General features: G+C 72.5%; 21 protein-coding genes. 8 read left to right on the top strand and 13 right to left on the bottom strand.

Translation table 11 applies throughout. From position 1 onward, the window contains the following. The first annotated feature begins 34 nt into the window (after positions 1–34). Positions 35–526, top strand: coding sequence for an inorganic diphosphatase (locus ACWEMJ_RS18620; RefSeq protein WP_452138145.1), 492 nt, complete (start codon positions 35–37; stop codon positions 524–526). A 92-nt stretch (positions 527–618) separates the two neighbouring features. On the opposite strand, the gene ACWEMJ_RS18615 is transcribed toward ACWEMJ_RS18620, so the two are convergent. The 3 genes from ACWEMJ_RS18615 to ACWEMJ_RS18605 all read right to left on the bottom strand — a co-directional run bounded on the left by ACWEMJ_RS18615 (position 619) and on the right by ACWEMJ_RS18605 (position 2462). Then, positions 619–837 (bottom strand): dodecin, encoded by a 219-nt coding sequence (locus ACWEMJ_RS18615; protein ID WP_452138144.1) that lies wholly within the window; start codon positions 835–837, stop codon positions 619–621. Positions 838–932: 95 nt separating this feature from the next. After that, on the bottom strand, positions 933–1883 hold the full coding sequence (locus tag ACWEMJ_RS18610) for an asparaginase (protein ID WP_452138143.1): 951 nt from the start codon (positions 1881–1883) through the stop codon (positions 933–935). A 60-nt stretch (positions 1884–1943) separates the two neighbouring features. Further along, a complete protein-coding gene (locus ACWEMJ_RS18605; RefSeq protein WP_452138142.1) occupies positions 1944–2462 on the bottom strand; it encodes an RsiG family protein in 519 nt (172 codons plus the stop codon). A 345-nt stretch (positions 2463–2807) separates the two neighbouring features. Between ACWEMJ_RS18605 and dtd the strand changes: the two genes are divergently transcribed. Continuing rightward, positions 2808–3239 (top strand): D-aminoacyl-tRNA deacylase, encoded by a 432-nt coding sequence (dtd, locus tag ACWEMJ_RS18600; protein WP_452138141.1) that lies wholly within the window; start codon positions 2808–2810, stop codon positions 3237–3239. 6 nt (positions 3240–3245) lie between these two features. Here dtd and ygfZ read toward each other — a convergent pair whose 3' ends face one another. From ygfZ to ACWEMJ_RS18585, 3 genes are all read right to left on the bottom strand, one after another. Then, positions 3246–4202: a CAF17-like 4Fe-4S cluster assembly/insertion protein YgfZ gene (gene ygfZ, locus ACWEMJ_RS18595; protein ID WP_452138140.1), complete on the bottom strand. Its 957-nt coding sequence runs from the start codon at positions 4200–4202 to the stop codon at positions 3246–3248. A gap of 59 nt (positions 4203–4261) precedes the next feature. Then, positions 4262–4708 (bottom strand): Fur family transcriptional regulator, encoded by a 447-nt coding sequence (locus ACWEMJ_RS18590; protein ID WP_452138139.1) that lies wholly within the window; start codon positions 4706–4708, stop codon positions 4262–4264. A 77-nt stretch (positions 4709–4785) separates the two neighbouring features. Beyond that, positions 4786–5370 (bottom strand): FABP family protein, encoded by a 585-nt coding sequence (locus ACWEMJ_RS18585; RefSeq protein ID WP_452138138.1) that lies wholly within the window; start codon positions 5368–5370, stop codon positions 4786–4788. A gap of 254 nt (positions 5371–5624) precedes the next feature. Between ACWEMJ_RS18585 and ACWEMJ_RS18580 the strand changes: the two genes are divergently transcribed. Then, positions 5625–5987 (top strand): DsrE family protein, encoded by a 363-nt coding sequence (locus tag ACWEMJ_RS18580; RefSeq protein WP_452138137.1) that lies wholly within the window; start codon positions 5625–5627, stop codon positions 5985–5987. Here the strand turns inward: ACWEMJ_RS18580 and ACWEMJ_RS18575 are convergent. The 5 genes from ACWEMJ_RS18575 to ACWEMJ_RS18555 form a co-directional block, all read right to left on the bottom strand. Then, positions 5981–6259, bottom strand: coding sequence for a DUF3099 domain-containing protein (locus ACWEMJ_RS18575; RefSeq protein ID WP_452138136.1), 279 nt, complete (start codon positions 6257–6259; stop codon positions 5981–5983). The two genes, ACWEMJ_RS18580 and ACWEMJ_RS18575, sit on opposite strands and share 7 nt — an antisense overlap. Positions 6260–6328: 69 nt before the next feature. Beyond that, positions 6329–6619: a DUF1416 domain-containing protein gene (locus ACWEMJ_RS18570; protein ID WP_035864892.1), complete on the bottom strand. Its 291-nt coding sequence runs from the start codon at positions 6617–6619 to the stop codon at positions 6329–6331. A gap of 39 nt (positions 6620–6658) precedes the next feature. After that, positions 6659–7492 (bottom strand): sulfurtransferase, encoded by an 834-nt coding sequence (locus ACWEMJ_RS18565; RefSeq protein WP_452138135.1) that lies wholly within the window; start codon positions 7490–7492, stop codon positions 6659–6661. Between the two features lie 517 nt (positions 7493–8009). Next, entirely contained in the window at positions 8010–8681 is a 672-nt protein-coding gene (locus ACWEMJ_RS18560) for an LmeA family phospholipid-binding protein (protein ID WP_452138134.1), read from the bottom strand. Positions 8682–8794: 113 nt separating this feature from the next. Next, the gene (locus ACWEMJ_RS18555) at positions 8795–9052 is read right to left on the bottom strand and encodes a MoaD/ThiS family protein (RefSeq protein WP_452138133.1); all 258 of its coding nucleotides are present in this window, start codon (positions 9050–9052) and stop codon (positions 8795–8797) included. Positions 9053–9640: 588 nt separating this feature from the next. Here ACWEMJ_RS18555 and ACWEMJ_RS18550 point away from each other — a divergent pair. From ACWEMJ_RS18550 to ACWEMJ_RS18530, 5 genes are all read left to right on the top strand, one after another. Then, positions 9641–10372 carry a response regulator transcription factor gene (locus ACWEMJ_RS18550; protein WP_452138132.1) on the top strand — a complete coding sequence of 244 codons (732 nt, stop codon included), beginning with the start codon at positions 9641–9643 and terminating at the stop codon, positions 10370–10372. A gap of 150 nt (positions 10373–10522) precedes the next feature. Continuing rightward, positions 10523–11563, top strand: a complete 1041-nt coding sequence (locus tag ACWEMJ_RS18545) for a LacI family DNA-binding transcriptional regulator (RefSeq protein WP_452138131.1) — start codon at positions 10523–10525, stop codon at positions 11561–11563. A gap of 89 nt (positions 11564–11652) precedes the next feature. Then, on the top strand, positions 11653–12648 hold the full coding sequence (locus tag ACWEMJ_RS18540) for a S1C family serine protease (protein ID WP_452138130.1): 996 nt from the start codon (positions 11653–11655) through the stop codon (positions 12646–12648). Between the two features lie 72 nt (positions 12649–12720). Next, positions 12721–13497, top strand: coding sequence for a response regulator transcription factor (locus tag ACWEMJ_RS18535; RefSeq protein WP_452138129.1), 777 nt, complete (start codon positions 12721–12723; stop codon positions 13495–13497). A 59-nt stretch (positions 13498–13556) separates the two neighbouring features. After that, complete coding sequence (locus tag ACWEMJ_RS18530) at positions 13557–14933, top strand: sensor histidine kinase (RefSeq protein WP_452138128.1); 1377 nt, start codon at positions 13557–13559, stop codon at positions 14931–14933. Between the two features lie 57 nt (positions 14934–14990). Here the strand turns inward: ACWEMJ_RS18530 and ACWEMJ_RS18525 are convergent, their stop codons facing one another. Together ACWEMJ_RS18525 and ACWEMJ_RS18520 are read right to left on the bottom strand one after the other, a co-directional pair. Then, positions 14991–16799, bottom strand: coding sequence for a bifunctional metallophosphatase/5'-nucleotidase (locus ACWEMJ_RS18525; RefSeq protein WP_452138127.1), 1809 nt, complete (start codon positions 16797–16799; stop codon positions 14991–14993). A gap of 164 nt (positions 16800–16963) precedes the next feature. Continuing rightward, a complete protein-coding gene (locus ACWEMJ_RS18520; RefSeq protein ID WP_452138126.1) occupies positions 16964–18310 on the bottom strand; it encodes an ATP-binding protein in 1347 nt (448 codons plus the stop codon). Between the last annotated feature and the right edge of the window lie 14 nt (positions 18311–18324).

Here is an 18324-nt window from a genome sequence, read left to right as displayed (position 1 = left end):
TTGGATTCTGTCAGTCCCAACCTTGGAGGAACCGTTGGAGTTCGACGTCCTGATCGAGATCCCGAAGGGCTCGCGCAACAAGTACGAGGTCGACCATGAGACCGGTCGCCTCCGCCTGGACCGCATGCTCTTCACCTCGACCCGCTACCCGGCCGACTACGGCTACGTCGAGGGCACCCTCGCGGACGACGGCGACCCGCTGGACGCGCTGGTCATCCTGGACGAGCCGACCTTCCCCGGCTGCCTGATCAAGTGCCGCGCCATCGGCATGTTCCACATGACCGACGAGGCCGGCGGCGACGACAAGCTGCTGTGCGTCCCGGCGACCGACCCGCGCTGGTCGCACCTGCAGGACCTGCAGGACGTGTCGGAGTTCGACCGCCTGGAGATCCAGCACTTCTTCGAGGTCTACAAGGACCTGGAGCCCGGCAAGTCCGTCCAGGGCGCCGACTGGGTCGGCCGCGCCGAGGCCGAGGCGGAGATCACCGCCTCGATCAAGCGCCTTGAGGAGCAGGGCGGCCACTGAGCCGTGACGCCCTCCGGGGCGGCCCTCAACACCCTTGCGAGGGGCGGGAGTCCACTTCGGACTCCCGCCCCTCGCGCGTGCTGCGGCGGTGCTCAGCCGTCGTTGTCGTCGAGCCGGAAGCCGACCTTCAGGCCGACCTGGAAGTGCTTGACCGCCCCGTCCTCGATGTGGCCGCGGACCTGGATCACCTCGAACCAGTCCAGGTGGCGCAGGGTGCGGTCGGCGCGGGCGATGCCGTTGCGGATGGCGGCGTCCACGCCCTCGTGCGAGGAGCCGACGATCTCGGTGACCCGGTAGGTGTGGTCGGACATGCAGTACTCCCTGTGCGGCGGTGGCGGGCGCTCCCCCGCCGTCCACGGTGCACCAGCGGGCCGGGTCGGGCATCCGGGCTTCACCCGACGGGACGTCAGAACGCCGCGCGGACCTCGCCGACCACCTGGCCGCCACCGTGCAGCGGGGCGGCCGCGATCCGGTCCAGCACCGGGTCCTGGACGCCCAGCCGGCGCAGCGCGGCGGCCAGCACCGGGCCGCGGGCGCGCTCCGCGCCGTCCTCGATCTTGAAGGCGAGGGCCCGGCCGTCGGCCAGCGCGACCACCTGCACGGCCTCGGCGCCCATCTTGGACAGCGCGCCGGGCACCGCCCGCATCAGCCAGGTGTCGGCCCGGCGGGTGCCGGCCACGTACTCGGGGTGGGCGCGCATGGCGTCGGCGACCCGGCGCGGCTCGGTGCCCGGTTCGGCCAGCAGCAGGGCGCGGTAGCCGCGGGCCAGGCCGGTCAGCGAGACGGCCAGCAGCGGGGCTCCGCAGCCGTCGGTGCCGGTGTGCGCGGCCCGCTCGCCGGTGGCCTCCTCCAGCGCAGTGCGGGCCAGGCGCTGGATCGGGTGCTCGGGGTCGAGGTAGCCCGCCAGGTCCCAGCCGTTGGCGGCGCAGGCGGCCAGCCAGCCGGCGTGCTTGCCGGAGCAGTCCATCAGGATCGGCGCCCGCTCGCCGCCGGAGCGCAGCAGCTCCTCCGCCTCGACCTCGTCCAGCGGCAGGTCGGCGGGGGTGCGCAGGGCGGCCTCGGTGAGGCCCGCGTCGGCCAGGATGCGGCGCACCCCGGCGCGGTGGAAGGGCTCGGCGGAGTGGCTGGAGGCGGCCAGCGCGAGCTGTTCGCCGTGCAGGGCCAGGCCGGCCCGCAGGGTGGCCACGGCCTGGAAGGGCTTGGCGGTGGAGCGCGGGTAGACCGGCTGTTCGGGGTCGCCCAGGGTGTACGCGACGGTGCCGTCGGCGTCGAGCAGGACCAGCGAACCGCGGTGGCGGCCCTCGGTGAAGCCGGAGCGTATGACCTCGGCGAGGGCGGGCAGGGCGGACTGCGACACGGGTGGTCTCCAGGAATGCGGTGAGGGTGGGTACTGCGGCCCCGACCGCGCTGCGCCCGCTCAGCTGCCGCCGAGCAGGTCCTCGACCCGGGCCTCCCCCTCACGGTACCTGCGGGTGATTTCCGCGCCGCAGTCGTCGGCGGTGCGCTGCAGCGCCTGGCGGCGGCCGGACACCTCGCGCTCGTGCTCGGCCAGCCGCTCCACGGCGGCCAGCAGGTCGGCGGTGGCGTGGGCGCCGAGGTCGGCCAGTTGGACGTCGCCCATCAGGGCGTCCGCCTCCAGCCGGTAGCGCTCGCCGCGCGGCGGGCCGAGGGTCAGGTGCCGGGCCGGGCGGGGGGTGGCGGACGGGGCGTCCGCGAGGATCGCGGGCAGCCGGTCGAGCAGCGCGCACTGCGCCTCGATGGCGCCGGCCAGCGGGATCTCCCGGCGCTGGAGTTCGGCCCGCAGGATGTCCATCCGACCGTGCAGCAGGCGGCGCAGGTACGACAGGTCGGCCTCCTGCTCCAGGGCGTCCCGGCGCAGCACCCGCAGTTGCTCCAGGGCCAGGCCGGCCAGTTCGTCGACCGCGCTCACGTCCATCAATCCGACCACCTGCCGTAGTACCTGTGCCCGCCGATCGCGGGACCGCCCGTCCTCAGGGTTCCCCCGGCGGGCGGTGCCACTCGTGCGGGTGACGCGGTTCGCCGGGACGGCGGACGCCCACTCGGGGCCCGGATGGCCCCGGGCCGTCGGACAGCGTGCCACCCCGGGGCCCGGCCCCGCACGCCCGAGTACCCGAACGGCCCCCTGGCGAACACCCCTGGCTAGTACGAAGAATCCGCGCCATGGGCTCACCTGCACCGATCGGGGCGCACCATGTGCGACCCCGGCGTGCAACCCGAGGGCGCGCGCTCCCCCGGCGGGGGTGCGGGCACAATGGGCGGCATGCGAGCAGTGGTGCAGCGGGTCGCCGAGGCGGCCGTGACGGTGGACGGCGAGACGGTCGGCGCGATCGAGGGGCCGGGCCTGTGCGTCCTGGTCGGCGCGACCCACCAGGACACCCCGGCGCAGGCCGCCCAACTGGCCCGCAAGCTCTGGACGCTGCGGCTGTTCCCGGGCAGCCCCGAGCAGTCCTGCTCGGAGCTGGGCGCCCCGCTGCTGGTGATCAGCCAGTTCACCCTGTACGGCGACGCCCGCAAGGGCCGCCGCCCCACCTGGAACGCCGCCGCCCCCGGCCCGGTCGCCGAGCCGCTGGTGGACGCCGTGGTGGCCGAACTCCGCGCGCTGGGCGCGAAGGTGGAGACCGGGCGGTTCGGCGCCGACATGAAGGTCGCGCTGGTGAACGACGGGCCGTTCACCGTCCTGCTGGAGGTCTGAGCGGCGTCAGGCCGGGACGATCACGTCCTGGCTGCCGGGGACGCCGTCGGCCAGCAGCACCGCGTCGACGGGGGTGTTGCGCTTGACCAGGGCCAGCGCCACCGGGCCCAGCTCGTGGTGGCGGGCCGCGGAGGTGACGAAGCCGACCGGGCGCTCCTGGCCCTCCACCCGCACCTCGGCGCCGTGCGCGGGCAGCTTCTCCTCGGTGCCGTCCAGGTGCAGGAACACCAGCCGGCGCGGCGGGCGGCCCAGGTTGTGCACCCGGGCGACGGTCTCCTGGCCCCGGTAGCAGCCCTTGTTCAGGTGCACCGCGCTGCCCAGCCAGTCCACCTCGTGCGGGATGGTGCGGTGGTCGGTCTCGAAGCCCAGCCGCGGCCGGTGGCCCTCGATCCGCAGCGCCTCGTACGCCCACACGCCCGCGGCCGGGCCGAACTCGGCGGCGGCGTCGGCGAGTTCGGCGCGCGGCACGAACAGGTCGCGGCCCCAGGGGAGTTCGCGCACCGCGGCGGCCCGGCCGGCGGGAGCGGTGGAGCCGGCCGGCAGGAACACCACGGCGTGCTCGGCGGTGGCGTCCGCGACCTCGGCTCGGTTCCAGAACTTCATCGACTCCAGGTACGCCACCAGCGCGGGCGCGGTGCCGGGCTCGACGTGGATCCAGGTGGTGGCGCCGTCGTCGACCAGGTAGAGCGCGTGCTCGACGTGCCCGTGCGGGGACAGCACCAGCGCCTCGGTGGCCTGCTGCGGCGGCAGTTCGCTGACGTGCTGGGTGAGCAGCAGGTGCAGCCAGCTCAGCCGGTCCGGGCCGGTGACGGTGACCACGCCGCGGTGCGACAGGTCGACGAAGCCGCGTCCGGCGGCCAGTTCGCGCTGCTCGCGGAACAGGTCGCCGTAGTGGGCGGCGACCCCCTCGTCGGGACCTTCGGCGGCGACGGCGCCGGGCAGCGCAAGCAGCGGGCTCTTCATACCGGCCAGCTTACGACCGGCGGCTGCGGTCCACGGCCGGGGTCCTCCGCCGCCGCGGGCTACGGCTGCGGGTGCTCCGCCTTGGCGGTGCAGTCGGCGCAGCGGCCGAAGATGGCGAAGTGCTTCAGGTCGGTGTCGAAGCCGTGCTCGGTGCGCAGGCTGTCGATCAGCGGCGCGGCAATCGCGGTGTCGGTCTCGGTGACCCGGTCGCAGTCCCGGCAGACCAGGTGCAGGTGGGTGTGCCGGCCGGCCAGGTGGTAGGTGGGCGCGCCGTGGCCGAGGTGGGCGTGCGAGACCAGTCCGAGCTCCTCCAGGAGCTCCAGCGTCCGGTACACGGTGGAGATGTTGACGCCGCTGGCGGTGCGGCGGACCTGCACCAGGATCTCGTCCGGGGTGGCGTGGTCGAGCACGTCGACGGCCTCCAGCACCAGCTGGCGCTGCGGGGTCAACCGGTAGCCGCGCTCGCGCAGGTCGGCCTTCCAGTCGGTGGTGTCGGTGTTCGCCACGGTGTCCCTGCCCGTTGAGAGGTCGTGCCGACCAGTGTAGGGACCGACCGCCGGGTCGGTCCCCCACTCGGTCGTGCTCAGCGGAAGAACGCGATCCCGTCGTCCGGGAGGTCGTTGACGTCCTTGATCAGCTGCGCCGGGTTGAGCACCTTCTTCAGCTGCGCGGACATGTACGGCCGCAGCGGCACCTCGGGGGCGGCCTTCTCGCCGACCCACAGCAGCTCGTCCTTGACCAGGCCGAACAGGCGCTTGCCGCCGCTGTAGGGGGCCGCGCCCTCGATCCGGGCGACCGCGTCGGTGGCCAGGTCGATCTGCGGCTTGCCGTCGTGCAGCTTGCCGTACCAGATCTCCACGGTGCCGTCGTCGCGCACCGAGGAGACCTCGATCTCGCGCTCGCCGCTGGTGCCGTGCTGGTTGCTGGTGACCCGCCAGAAGGCGTGCTCCATCTCCAGCGGGCGGATCTTCTCGCCCTGCTCGTCCAGCACCCAGGTGCGGGAGCGGAACTCCAGGAAGGGTCGTCCGTCGTGGCGGAAGACGATCTCCTGGCCGAAGTTGCACTTCTCGCTGCCGGGGAAGTCGTGCACGCCCGCGCCCTCCCAGGTACCGAGGAGGAAGGCGAGCGGGACGACGTCCCGGTGGAGGTCGGAAGGAATCTCGATCATGGTCCTGGCTGCTGTCGTCGGACGGTTACCGGCTCAACCGTACGGCAGTGCTCAGCGCTGGCCCTGGTAGAGCTTCATCACGGAGAAGATGGCGAACCAGGTGATCAGCACGGCCACCAGAACCAGGACACTTTCGAAGAAGATCTCAAGACCGGACACGGTGTGCTCCCAGGGGCGGGTTCGACGGAGGAACGGGGCTTTCCACTACGGCCGGGAGTCTATCGGGCGACCCTTGCGGCCGTAGTCTCTGGGGCATGTCGAAGAAGCTGGTCATCAAGGTCACCGCCGGTGCGGACGCCCCGGAGCGCTGCTCCCAGGCCTTCACGGTCGCCTCGGTCGCGGTCGCCAGCGGCGTGCCGGTGTCGCTCTGGCTCACCGGCGAGTCCGCGTGGTTCGCGCTGCCGGGGAAGGCCGCCGAGTTCGAACTGCCGCACTCCGCGCCGCTGCCGGACCTGCTGGAGGCGATCCTCGCCGCCGGCACCGTCACCCTGTGCACCCAGTGCGCCGCCCGCCGGGGCATCGCCCAGGAGGACGTCATCGAGGGCGTGCGGATCGCCGGCGCGCAGGTGTTCCTGTCCGAGGTGATGGCGGACGAGGCCAAGGCGCTCGTCTACTGATCGCCGGGGGGCTCGCGGTCCGGCCGGTCCCGGTCGTGGCCGCGCCGCTCCCAGTGCGGGTCGTCCCAGCGCGGGTCGTTCCACCAGTCGTCGTCCTTGTCGCGCCGGTTGGCGAGGACGGCGGCCAGCGGCGGTATCACCATCGCGACCACGCACATGCCGATGGCGGCGCCGACCGAGAAGAACCGCACCACGCCCCAGGCGAGGACGAACAGCCCCAGACAGACGCCCATCATCACGAAGTAGCGCACGTGCCGCCGGTGTGCCTGCACGCCTCCAGGGTAGGCCGAGGGCCCCGGCCGTCGTAAGGACGCCCGGGGCCCTCGTGCTGCTCGCCCTCGTCAGACCGCGATCGCGACCTCGGTGAACTCGCCCTGGGTGGCGACCACCTGGCGGTCCACGGTGGCGCCGGGCACCAGGGCCCGCAGGGTCCACTTGCCCGGGCGGGCGAAGAACCGGAACTGCCCGGTCGCCGAGGTCGGGACCTCGGCGGTGAACTCGCCGTTCTCGTCCAGCAGCCGCACGTAGCCGTTGACCGGCTCCTCGTTGCGGGTCACCGAACCCTGGATGATCGTCTCGTTCGCCACGTCAACTCCTGCCAGGTCCGGGCCGCCGGCCTTCGCACCGCACATGTCTGTTCTCCCTCTTCCTTGCTTCGCGCGAGCCGGGGCTCAGTTGCCGAGCTCGATCGGCACGCCGACCAGGCTGCCGTACTCGGTCCACGAACCGTCGTAGTTCTTGACGTTCGCCTGGCCGAGCAGCTCGTGCAGGACGAACCAGGTGAGCGCGGAGCGCTCGCCGATCCGGCAGTAGGCGATGGTGTCGGTGGCCAGGTCGACGCCCTCGGCCTCGTAGAGCGCCTTCAGCTCGTCGTCGCTCTTGAAGGTGCCGTCGTCGTTGGCGTTCTTCGCCCACGGGATGTTCCTCGCGCTCGGCACGTGGCCGGGGCGCTGCGACTGCTCCTGCGGGAGGTGCGCCGGGGCGAGCAGCTTGCCGGAGAACTCGTCGGGCGAGCGGACGTCGACCAGGTTCAGGGTGCCGATCGCGTTGATCACGTCGTCGCGGAAGGCGCGGATCGAGGAGTCGGCCGGCTGCGCGGTGTACTGGGTGGCGGCCCGCTGGGGCTGCTCGACGACCAGCTCGCGGGAGTCCAGCTCCCACTTCTTGCGGCCGCCGTCCAGCAGGCGGACGTCGCCGTGGCCGTACAGCTTGAAGTACCAGTAGGCGTAGGAGGCGAACCAGTTGTTGTTGCCGCCGTACAGCACCACGGTGTCGTCGTTGGCGATGCCCTTGGCGGACAGCAGCGCCTCGAAGCCGGCCTGGTCGATGAAGTCGCGGCGGACCGGGTCCTGGAGGTCCTTCTTCCAGTCGATCCGGACCGCGTTGCGGATGTGGTTCTTGTCGTAGGCGGCGGTGTCTTCGTCGACCTCGACGACGACCACCTTCGGGTCGTCCAGGTGGGCCTGGACCCAGTCGGCATCGACCAGAACGTCGCTGCGGCTCATGTGCTGTTTCTCCATCCGGGGGCGGTTGGCGGAAGGCTGCTGGAGGGTCCCGGGCCGCGTTGTCCGCACACCTGTCCGCATAGTGGGACGGCGTGAGGTGCGGCAGAGCCGGGGGTGAATCGTGAGAGAGGTGCTCGTCGTCCCCGACGCACCGGTGCGGAACTGCTACCGGTTCGCGGCGTCGGAACGGGGGAGGGCGTGCCGTGACTGGGTCAGGACCGCCCGGTCAGCGCATTCGACACAGGCAGCTCGACACGCGGCAGTGGTCTACCGCCCGCCGCTTTGTGAGGTCCGCCTGTCGCTTCATGTCGTCGATGCTAGGGACTCCGAAGGGGCGCTGTCATCATCGTGTCGAATAATGAGACTCGATCAACCGAATACTGAGATTTACCGCTTTTCCCGTGCGCGCCCGTCGGCCCGGCCGGGCCCCGGACCCCGTGCGGGGCCCGGGCGAACCGGTGCTGCGAAGGTTTCCCCCGGCGGTGCTGGACAGCGTGTCTCGCCCACCGGACAGGCGTCAGTGCCCCAGCGTGGTCCCCGGGGCGACCGTGAAGCGCAGCCGCACGCCGTCCGGCTCCGGGGTGGCCTCGGCCAGCGACAGGCCCCGGGGCAGGCCGGTCAGCCGGAACCGCTGGGGCTTCAGCAGGTCGCCCGCCAGGCCCTTCAACGCCGAGGCGGTGCCGGTCAGTTGGACGTCGTCGACGACCACCTCGTCGCCCTCGCTGTGCAGCTTGCCGGTGATCCCGCCGCCGGGCACCGAGGCCTTCACCGCGCCGGGGCCGGCGTACTCCAGGCCGAGCAGGCCGCCGCCCTTCATGAACTTGGCGAGGTCCTTGTAGTCGACCACGCCCTGGCCGTCGCCGCGTCCGACCGTCACGCCGCGGTAGGAGTCGGTGAACTTCACCTGGGACAGGCTGGCCTTGAACGAGTGCACCGTCACCCGCTCCTTGCCGTCGGTGACCGTCATCCCGTTCGAGGAGAGGTCGACCTGGTCGAGCTCCCCGGCGACCGCGCTGGTCAGGAAGGGGACGTCGCCGATCTCGACCTCCGGCTTGTCGGTCAGCCAGCCGGAGGAGACCGCGGCGTCGGCGGCCTGGTCCTCCGCGACCCCGACGGCCACCCGGTCGGCGGCGACCAGCAGGCCGCCCACCACTCCGAGCCCGATCAGCAGCTTCACTGCGCCATGCATCGCTTCCCCCTGGACGGTCCGGCCGGGCCGTTCCGTCGACGAACCGGTCTCGGACACCTAGGACGATCGCACGGATGCCCGGGTTCCGGCCCGGCACTCGGACACATCCGCGCTCAGCCCCCGGCGAACGGCGGCAGCACCTCGACCGTGCCGCCCTCGCTCAGCGGCACCGCCGCGTGGTCCCGGGCGCCCACCGGATCGCCGTCCACCAGGAACGAGCACATGCCCAGCACCCGCAGCAGCTCCGGCCGCCCGGCGTGCGCGGCCCGCACCGCGGCCAGCGCCTCGGCCAGCGTCGCGGCCAGGTACGGCTCCTCGGCGCGGCCCGCCGCCGACTTGGCGGCGGCCCAGTAGCGGACCGTCCCGCTCACCCGCACAGGTGAATTCGGCGCGGTACGGGCATCGGCGGTCCCGGTCACGGCAACCCCTCTCGTCGGTGCTCGACCGGTGCGGCGGCCGGCCCGGTGCAGGCCCCATCATCGCCCCCGGCCCCCGCCGCCGGGCAAACCTCCCAGCTCGCCACGGGGGCGCAAGGTGTCGTACCTCACCCGTTCCCGGGCCCCTCGCGGGCCCGTGCGCCGCTCGCGCCACTCCCGGGCGCGCGGGTGGTCGGCTATTCTCGATTCCGTAAGGGATCCGGGCAGAGTCGCCCCCGGGTCCTTTTGTGCTTTCAGGACGCCAGTAGGACGTTCTTGCGAACGGTGCCCCACCCGCACCGGCCGCCGGACCGACCCCGCCGCCGGCCGCACGACGACGTGCCGGCCGTCGGCGGACAGAGCGGAGGGTACGCCGATGGACGAGGCACCAGCGGGACGCCAGGGGTTGCGGGACCCCCGGCCGGCCGCCGCCCCGTCCGCCGCCGCCTCCTCCGGGCTGTGGGCGCTCCCCCACCCTGTACCGCGCCCGCCGTCCCCCCGGCGGACGCCACCGCGACGACCCGGAAAGGGGACTGGCCGGGTATGAGTTCACTGCTCCTGCTGACCAACGCCCTGCAACCCTCCGCCGAGGTGCTGCCCGCCCTCGGACTGCTGCTGCACAGCGTCCGGGTGGCCCCCGCCGAGGGGTCCGCCCTGATCGACACCCCGAGCGCCGACGTGATCCTGGTCGACGGGCGCCGCGACCTGCCGCAGATCCGCAGCCTGTGCCAGCTGCTGCGGTCCACCGGCATCGGCAGCCCGCTGATCCTGGTGGTCACCGAGGGCGGCCTGGCCGCCGTCACCGCCGAGTGGGGCATCGACGACGTACTGCTGGACACCGCCGGGCCCGCCGAGGTCGAGGCCCGGCTGCGGCTCGCCCTCGGCCGGCTCCAGGTCGCCGTCGACGACTCCCCGATGGAGATCCGCAACGGCGACCTGTCGGTCGACGAGGCCACCTACTCCGCCAAGCTCAAGGGCCGCGTCCTCGACCTCACCTTCAAGGAGTTCGAGCTGCTCAAGTACCTGGCCCAGCACCCCGGCCGGGTGTTCACCCGGGCGCAGCTGCTCCAGGAGGTGTGGGGCTACGACTACTTCGGCGGCACCCGCACCGTGGACGTCCATGTACGCCGGCTGCGGGCCAAACTCGGCGTCGAGAACGAGCAGTTGATCGGCACCGTGCGCAACGTCGGCTACCGCTTCGTGGTGCCGGAGCGGACCGACAAGGGCGGCGAGCGGGCGGAGCCGGCCAGAGCCCCGGCGCGGCGCGAACGCTGACCGGATCCGGCGGCGACGGGCCGGGCGGCGCCACCTCGCCCGGCTTGCCCGGATCGGTCCGTTTTCGGCCCGCCGGGCCCGCCGCCGCGCCCCGTCCCACCAGGTGCGACCCCGGCTCGGAGCGCCGAACGACCCGCGTAGACTCCCCCCGTGGCCAAGGTGACGCGCGACGATGTAGCCCGACTGGCTGGGACCTCGACCGCGGTCGTCAGCTATGTGATCAACAATGGTCCCCGGCCGGTCGCCCCGGCCACCAGGGAGAAGGTGCTCGCCGCGATCGAGCAGCTCGGGTACCGCCCGAACTCCGTCGCCCAGGCGATGGCCTCCCGGCGCACCAACCTGATCGGCATGGTCGTCCCCGACGCCCGGCAGCCCTTCTTCGCGGAGATGGCGCACGCCGTGGAACGCGCCGCCTCCGAGCGCGGCAAGCTGGTGCTGATCGGCAACTCCGACTACGTGGACGACCGCGAGGTGCACTACGTCCGCGCCTTCCTCGGCATGCGGGTCTCCGGTCTGATCCTGGTCAGCCAGGGCCCCTCGCAGCGCGCCGCCGAGGAGTTCGCCGCGATGGAGGGCGCCAAGGTGGTGCTGCTGCACCGCCGGCCCGAGGCGATCGACGACGTCGCCGTGGTCACCGACGACGTCGGCGGCTCCGAACTGGTCGTCCGTCACCTGCTCGAAGTGCACGGTCACCCGTACGTGGCATGTTTCGGCGGCCCGGTCGAATCCCCCGCCCCCGGCGACCCGGTCATCGACCACGTGGCCGGATGGGAACTCGCCATGACCGCCCACGGCCTGCCCACCGAGCCGTACCTGATCGACGCCCCGTTCCACCGCTACGGCGCCTACCAGGTCGCGCTGGAGCTGCTGTCCTCCGACCGGCGGCCGCCCGCGATCTTCTGCTCCACCGACGACCAGGCGATCGGCGTGCTGCGGGCCGCCCGCGAGCTCGGCCTGAAGGTCGGCGACGACCTCGCGGTGGCCGGCTTCGACGACATCCCGGAGGCCGGGTTCGCCGACCCGCCGCTCACCACCGTCGCCTCCGACCGGGACGCGATGGCCCGGGCCGCCGTCGACCTGGTCCTCGACGACTCGCTGATGGTGCCCGGCAGCGACACCGAGCGGGTCCGCAAGTTCCCGTCCCGGCTGGTCGTGCGGCGCTCCTGCGGCTGCTCCGGCGAGCCCGCCTGACCAGGCTTTATGAGAAGCTGACAGGCTTCTGGGGGAACTCGTACCGCGCTCTCATCGAACGTTCATGAAGCGGGCGGACCGTCGTTCCCATGAGCGAGCACCGCACCGCGCACCCCGCTTTCCCCGAGGCCGACCCGCAGCCCCAGCCGCAGCCCGAGCCGCAGCCCCGGGGCCACCGCGCCCGCCGGGGCCTGCTGAGGAGCCGCGTCGCGCTGGCCACCGCCGTCGCCACCGTGGCGGCCCTGCTCGGCGGCGTCACCGGCGGCGTCCTGGCGCACGACCGGGACGGCTCTTCCTCCACCGCGAGCGGCACCCCGGCCCGCCCGGTGGCGGCGCGCGCCGACGGCAGCGCCGACGTCTCGGCGATCGCCGCCGCACTCTCGCCCGCCGTCGTCCAGATCACCGTCAGGACCGGCAGCGGCACCGCGACCGGCACCGGCGTGGTCCTCACCGGCGACGGCCGGATCCTCACCAACTACCACGTCGTCTCCGGCGCGGTGACCGGCGGCGGCCGGATGACGGTCACCTTCCACGACGGCCGCAGCGCCTCCGCGACCGTCACCGGCACCGACAAGTCGCTGGACACCGCCGTCGTCACCGCGTCCGGCGTCAGCGGCCTGACCACCGCCGTGCTCGGCGACTCCGACGCGACGGCCGTGGGCGATCCCGTGGTCGCCATCGGCAACCCGGAGGGCCTCACCGGCACCGTCACCTCCGGCATCGTCTCCGCCAAGAACCGCACCGTCTCCGTCCAGGTCGACGAGGGCACCACCAGGGCGAACGGCGGCTTCGGCCTCCCCGACCTGCCCGGCCTGCGCGGCTCCACCGGCGCCACCGGGCCCGACACCGCCACCTACCAGGCACTGCAGACCGACGCCGCGCTCAACCCCGGCAACTCCGGCGGACCGCTGATCAACGCCGCCGGCCAGGTCATCGGCGTCAACTCGGCCATGTACTCCGCGAGCGGCGCCGACACCGGCTCCGGCGCCTCCGCCGAAGCGGGCAGCGTCGGGCTCGGCTTCGCCATCCCGATCAACAGCGTCAAGCAGGTCCTGCCGCAGCTCCAGGCCGGCCAGAACCTCTGACACCCGCCGGTTCCGTCCCCGAGCGACGGACAATGGCCTCGACCGACCGGACTCAGAAAGGGCCCCGCGCCGATGACTCCCCCCGCCGACGACCGCACCCCTGCCGAGGCCCCGGGCGGCGGCGCCCGCGTCCTCGTGGTCGACGACGAACCCGCCCTGCGCGACGCGCTGGAATCCAGCCTCGCCTTCGAGGGCTACCAGGTCACCACCGCCACCGACGGCTACGAGGCCCTCGCCTCCGTCGAACGCGAGCACCCCGACCTGGTCCTGCTCGACATCATGATGCCGCGCATGGACGGCCTCACCGCCGTCCGCCGGATGCGCTCGCGCGGCGACACCGTCCCCGTCCTGATGCTCACCGCCCGGGACGCCGTCGGCGACCGCGTCACCGGACTCGACGTCGGCGCCGACGACTACCTCGCCAAGCCCTTCGAACTCGACGAGCTCCTCGCCCGGATCCGCGCCCTGCTCCGCCGCAACGCACTCGCCGCCGAGGCCGCCGCCCGCACCGCCGCCGACGAGGACGGCGGCGAGGTGCTCGCCTTCGCCGACCTGCGGATGAACACCGCCACCCGCGAGGTCACCCGGGCCGGCACCCCGATTGAGCTGACCCGCACCGAGTTCATGCTGCTGGAGATGTTCCTCTCCCACCCGCGCCAGGTGCTGACCCGCGAACAGATCCTCAAGGCCGTCTGGGGCTTCGACTTCGAGCCGTCCTCCAACTCCCTCGACGTGTACGTCATGTATCTGCGCCGCAAGACCGAGCAGAACGGCATGCCCCGCATCATCCAGACCGTGCGCGGCGTCGGCTATGCCCTGCGCACGGTCCCCAGCGGCGCCGCGGCGTGAAGCCGATCGGCCGGCTCACGGGGTGGTTCCGCAGCAGATCGCTGCGGAGCCGGCTGGCCATGCTCACGGCCGCCGCGGTGGCGGTGGCGATCGCGGTCGCGGCGGTGGCCTGCTGGCTCGTGGTCCGCGACAGCCTCTACCAGCAGGCCCGCAACGCGCTGGCGGAGGCGCCCAAGCCGACGCCGAACCGGGAGCTGATCCTCGGGAAGTGCGCCGACAACGCCGAGGAGGCCCTGGACGCGCTGCCGCCCAGGACCGACCACCTGGCCCAGAACAAGTGGGACATCCAGGTGATCACCGCCGACCGCCAGGTGTGCTTCCCGCTCGGCTCGACCCGGGCCATCGACACCGTACTGTCCGACCTCAAGGCCGGCACCCCCACCCGCCCGGCCTACCGGGAGGGCCACTACGCCGACGGCGGGTCGGCCATGGTCCGGGTGCTCCCCGTCGCGGTGGGCGGCAAGCCGGCGGTGATGCTGACCGCCACCCCGATGAAGGACGTCCACGAATCGCTGAACAGCCTCGCCCTGCTGATGGCCGGCCTGGCCGGCCTCGGCGTCATCGGGGCGGGCGTCGCCGGCCGGGTCGTCGCCCGCTCCGCGCTCAGGCCGGTCGACCGGCTGACCGACGCCGTCGAGCACATCGCGCGCACCGAGGAGGTCGGCACCACCATCCCCGTCAACGGCAGCGACGAGATCGCCCGCCTCTCCACCTCCTTCAACTCGATGTCCACCGCCCTCGCCAACTCCCGCGAGCGCCAGACCCGCCTGATCGCCGACGCCGGCCACGAACTGCGCACCCCGCTCACCTCGCTGCGCACCAACGTGGACCTGCTGATCCGCTCCGACCAGCAGGGGCGCGCGCTGCCGCCGGAGACCAGGGCGCGGATGCTGGGCAACATGAAGGCGCAGATGCAGGAGCTCACCGTGCTGATCGGCGACCTGCTGCAGCTCTCCCGCCCCGACACCCCGAACCCCGAGTCGGTGCGCACCGTGGTGCCGTTCCACGAGACGGTGGAGCGCGCGCTGGAGCGCGGACGGCTGCGCGGCCCGGCGCTGACCTTCGCCGCCGAGGTCAACCCCTGGTACGTGCAGGGCGACCCGGCGGCCCTCGAACGGGCGGTGATCAACCTGCTGGACAACGCGGTGAAGTACTCGCCGCCGTCCGGCACCGTCGAAGTCCGCCTGCGCGGCGGGCGGTTGACGGTCCGCGACCACGGCCCGGGCATCCCCGCCGATGAGCTGCCGTTCGTCTTCGACCGCTTCTGGCGCTCCCCGTCCTCCCGCCAACTCCCGGGCTCCGGGCTGGGGTTGTCGATCGTCGCGCAGACCGTGCGGGACACCGGCGGCCAGGTCTCGCTCGGCCCCGCGTCGGACGGCAGGCCGGGGACGCAGGCGGTGATGGTGCTGCCCGGGCAGCCGGACGACCCGCGCTGAGCACGCCGGAGGGCGGGGCGCTTCGACGCCCCGCCCTCCGTGAACTCCTGTGTGTCGTCAGCCGTTCTTGGGCGGCTGGATGACCGTGATCCGCTTCTGGGCCGGCGGGGCCAGCGGGGCGGTGGCGCTGCTGTGGCTGCTCAGGTACGCGTTGAACAGGTCCAGGTCGGAGGCGCCGACGAGCTTGTCGGTGCCGGCCGCGAAGGCCGGGAAGCCGTCGCCGCCGCCGGCCAGGAACTCGTTGGCGGCGACCCGGTAGGTGGCGTTCGGGTCGATCGGGGCGCCGTTCAGGCGGACCGAGTCGAGGACGATGCGGTCCGCACCGGCCTTGCCCTGGTCCAGGGTGTAGCTGAGGTTGGAGGAGATCTGCAGGATCTTCGGGGCGGCCGCGTTGGAGCCGGAGACCTGCTGCTGCAGGACCTGGATCAGCTGGGCGCCGGTCAGGGTCTTGACCTGCATCATGTTGGTGAACGGCTGGACGGTGAACGCCTCGCCGTAGGTCACCACGCCGTCGCCCTCGCTGCCGGACGCGGTGAAGACCAGGTCCGAGCGGATGCCGCCGGGGTTCATGAAGGCGACCTGCGCGCCGCCCTTGTCGGCGGGCGCGAGACCGGCCAGCTGCGCGTCGGCGATCACGTCGCCGAGCGGCTTCTCGATGTCGTTGGAGCCGCGGCCGTCGATGTTGGCGCTGATCCAGCCGACGGGGCGGTTGGCGATCGGCGCGGCCAGCGCGCTGTACCGCTTGATCAGGTCGAGCACGTCGCTGTTCGCGTCGGTCTGGCGCACGATGTGGTTCGCGGCGGTCACCGACGGGCGGACGATGGTGCCGGTGCGCTTGTCCAGCTTGAGGTTGATCTCGGTGTACAGCCGGCCGAACGAGGCGGCGCTGGTGACCGAGCGGGGCACGCCGTTCGGGTCCGGGATCATGCAGGCGTACGAGTTGTGGGTGTGGCCGGTGACGATCGCGCCGACCGCCGGGTCGAGGCGCTTGGAGATGTCCACGATCGGGCCGGAGATGCCGGAGCCGCCCGCACCGCAGTCGTAGTTGTAGACGCTGCTGGCCGGCAGGCCGCCCTCGTGGATCAGCGCGACCACCGAGTTGACGCCCTGGCGCTTCAGCTCGGCGGTGTACTTGTTGATCGTCGCGACCTCGTTGTCGAACTTGAGGCCCTTGACGCCGGCGGCGGTGACGATGTTCGGGGTGCCCTCCAGGGTCACGCCGATGAAGCCGACCTTGACGCCCCGGACGTTCTTCACCCAGTACGGCTTGAGCAGCTGCTTGCCGGTCTTCTCGTCGGTGACGTTGGCCGCCAGGTACGGGAAGTCGGCGCCCTCGAAGGTGCGGCCCGGCTCGTAGCAGCCGTCGGTCGGGTGGCAGCCGCCGTTCTGCATGCGCTTCAGCTCGGCCGCGCCCTCGTCGAACTCGTGGTTGCCCACCGAGGTCACGTCGAGGCCGATCATGTTCAGCGCCTCGATGGTCGGCTCGTCGTGGAACAGGCCGGAGACCAGCGGGCTGGCGCCGATCAGGTCGCCGGCCGCCACGGTGATGCTGTTCTTGTGGCCCTCGCGGGCCTCGTTCAGCGCGGTAGCCAGGTAGGCGACGCCACCGGCGGGGGTCCCGAGGGGCTTGCCGGTCGCCGGGTCGACCTTCCCCTCGTTGATGGTGCCGGACGACCCCGCCGGGGGCTCCAGGTTGCCGTGCAGGTCGTTGATGGCGAGGAGCTGCAGGTCCTCGTACTTGGGCTTGTCCTGGCCGTGCCCGTGGGCCTCGGCGGTGGCCGGCAGGGCCATCGAACCGAGGAGGGCGGCAGCGGCGGCGGCCGCGAGCGCGGTCCTGCGGCGGCCGTTGGAGCCGGAAATGGGCATGAGGATCCCCTGCACCGTCGGGGCCGCCGAGACGGCGGCCTGGCGTTGTATCGGGGAGCAGCCTAGAGTCCACGCGCGTAGCTGTCAGGAACCCTGAAGTAACGAGCTGGTATCCGACGGCTGACGAGTTCTCTGCCGACACCCCGTCAGCCGGTCCTCCGGCGTCAGATCCTGGGCTGCGCGGCCAACTGCTGCTCGGCGCGCTCGCGCTCCTCCACCGCGTCCTCGGTCATCGCGCGGTCGGTGTACACCAGCGGCCGCTCGGCCTCGGTGATGATGTGCTTGACCACCTGCACGTTGCCGTTGACATCCCACACCGCGATGCCCGGCGACAGCGTCGGAATGATCTCCACCGCCCAGCGCGGCAGGCCCAGCACCCGGCCGGTGGCTCTCGCCTCCTCGGCCTTCTGCATGTAGATGGTGCGGGTGGAGGCCATCTTCAGGATCGCCGAGGCCTCCTTCGCCGCCGCCCCGTCCACCACGTCCGACAGGTGGTGCACCACGGCCACGAACGACAGGCCGAGCCGGCGCCCGAACTTCAGCAGCCGCTGGAACAGCTGCGCCACGAACGGGCTGTTGATGATGTGCCAGGCCTCCTCGACCAGGAAGATCCGCTTCACCCGGTCCGGCCGCAGCCAGGTGTGCTCCAGCCACACCCCGACGATCGCCATCAGGATCGGCATCGCGATCGAGTTCCGGTCGATGTGCGACAGGTCGAAAACGATCAGCGGCGCGTCCAGGTCGATGCCCGCCGAGGTCGGGCCGTCGAACATGCCGCGCAGGTCGCCGTCGACCAGCCGGTCCAGCACCAGCGCCACGTCCAGGCCCCAGGACTGCACCTCGCCGATCTCCACGCCCAGCGACTCCACCGCCGACAGGTCGGGGCTGCGCAGCGTGTCGATGATGTCGTTCAGCACCGGCTGGCGGTCCTTCACCGTGGCGTGCACGTACGCGTGCGCGGCCTTCAGCGCGAAGCCCGCCCGCTCCTCCAGCGAGCGGCCCATCGCCACCTCGATGATGGTGCGCAGCAGCGACAGCTGGCCGGTGGTGGTGATCGACGGGTCCAGCGGGTTGAGCTTCACCCCGCCGTCCCGGGCCGCCATCGGGTCGAGCCGGATGGACTTTATCCCCAGCGCGTTGGCGATCAGGTTCCACTCGCCGACGCCGTCCTCGCCCTGCGCGTCCAGCACCACCACCTGGCGGTCGCGGAACCTCAACTGCCGCAGCACGTAAGTCTTCTCCAGCGCCGACTTGCCGTTGCCGGACTCCCCCAGCACCAGCCAGTGCGGGGCCGGCAGCTGCTGGCCGTACAGCTGGAACGGGTCGTAGACGTAGCCCTTGCCGCTGTACACCTCGCGGCCGATGATCACCCCGGAGTCGCCCAGGCCGGGCGCCGCCGTCGGCAGGTACACCGCCTGCGCCTGGCCGCTGGAGGTGCGCACCGGGAGCCGGGTGGTCTCCACCCGGCCGAACAGGGCGCTGGCGAAGGCGTCGGTGAGATTGCCGATCATGAGCGGGCCTCCGA

Source organism: Kitasatospora sp. NPDC004531, from assembly GCF_053602195.1.
The sequence above is the reverse complement of the archived record's forward strand: the minus strand, read 5'-3'. Positions and strand labels throughout refer to the sequence as shown.

What these genes read in the sequence shown, in the direction of transcription:
- ygfZ (WP_452138140.1), bottom strand. Translation starts at nt 4,202, where the DNA reads ATGAAGAGCCCGCTGCTTGCGCTGCCCGGCGCCGTCGCCGCCGAAGGT.
- ACWEMJ_RS18605 (WP_452138142.1), bottom strand. Translation starts at nt 2,462, where the DNA reads ATGGACGTGAGCGCGGTCGACGAACTGGCCGGCCTGGCCCTGGAGCAA.
- ACWEMJ_RS18565 (WP_452138135.1), bottom strand. Translation starts at nt 7,492, where the DNA reads ATGAGCCGCAGCGACGTTCTGGTCGATGCCGACTGGGTCCAGGCCCAC.
- ACWEMJ_RS18615 (WP_452138144.1), bottom strand. Translation starts at nt 837, where the DNA reads ATGTCCGACCACACCTACCGGGTCACCGAGATCGTCGGCTCCTCGCAC.
- ACWEMJ_RS18540 (WP_452138130.1), top strand. Translation starts at nt 11,653, where the DNA reads ATGAGCGAGCACCGCACCGCGCACCCCGCTTTCCCCGAGGCCGACCCG.
- ACWEMJ_RS18550 (WP_452138132.1), top strand. Translation starts at nt 9,641, where the DNA reads ATGAGTTCACTGCTCCTGCTGACCAACGCCCTGCAACCCTCCGCCGAG.
- ACWEMJ_RS18535 (WP_452138129.1), top strand. Translation starts at nt 12,721, where the DNA reads ATGACTCCCCCCGCCGACGACCGCACCCCTGCCGAGGCCCCGGGCGGC.
- ACWEMJ_RS18530 (WP_452138128.1), top strand. Translation starts at nt 13,557, where the DNA reads ATGCTCACGGCCGCCGCGGTGGCGGTGGCGATCGCGGTCGCGGCGGTG.
- ACWEMJ_RS18570 (WP_035864892.1), bottom strand. Translation starts at nt 6,619, where the DNA reads ATGTGCGGTGCGAAGGCCGGCGGCCCGGACCTGGCAGGAGTTGACGTG.
- dtd (WP_452138141.1), top strand. Translation starts at nt 2,808, where the DNA reads ATGCGAGCAGTGGTGCAGCGGGTCGCCGAGGCGGCCGTGACGGTGGAC.
- ACWEMJ_RS18525 (WP_452138127.1), bottom strand. Translation starts at nt 16,799, where the DNA reads ATGCCCATTTCCGGCTCCAACGGCCGCCGCAGGACCGCGCTCGCGGCC.
- ACWEMJ_RS18560 (WP_452138134.1), bottom strand. Translation starts at nt 8,681, where the DNA reads ATGCATGGCGCAGTGAAGCTGCTGATCGGGCTCGGAGTGGTGGGCGGC.
- ACWEMJ_RS18520 (WP_452138126.1), bottom strand. Translation starts at nt 18,310, where the DNA reads ATGATCGGCAATCTCACCGACGCCTTCGCCAGCGCCCTGTTCGGCCGG.
- ACWEMJ_RS18585 (WP_452138138.1), bottom strand. Translation starts at nt 5,370, where the DNA reads ATGATCGAGATTCCTTCCGACCTCCACCGGGACGTCGTCCCGCTCGCC.
- ACWEMJ_RS18580 (WP_452138137.1), top strand. Translation starts at nt 5,625, where the DNA reads ATGTCGAAGAAGCTGGTCATCAAGGTCACCGCCGGTGCGGACGCCCCG.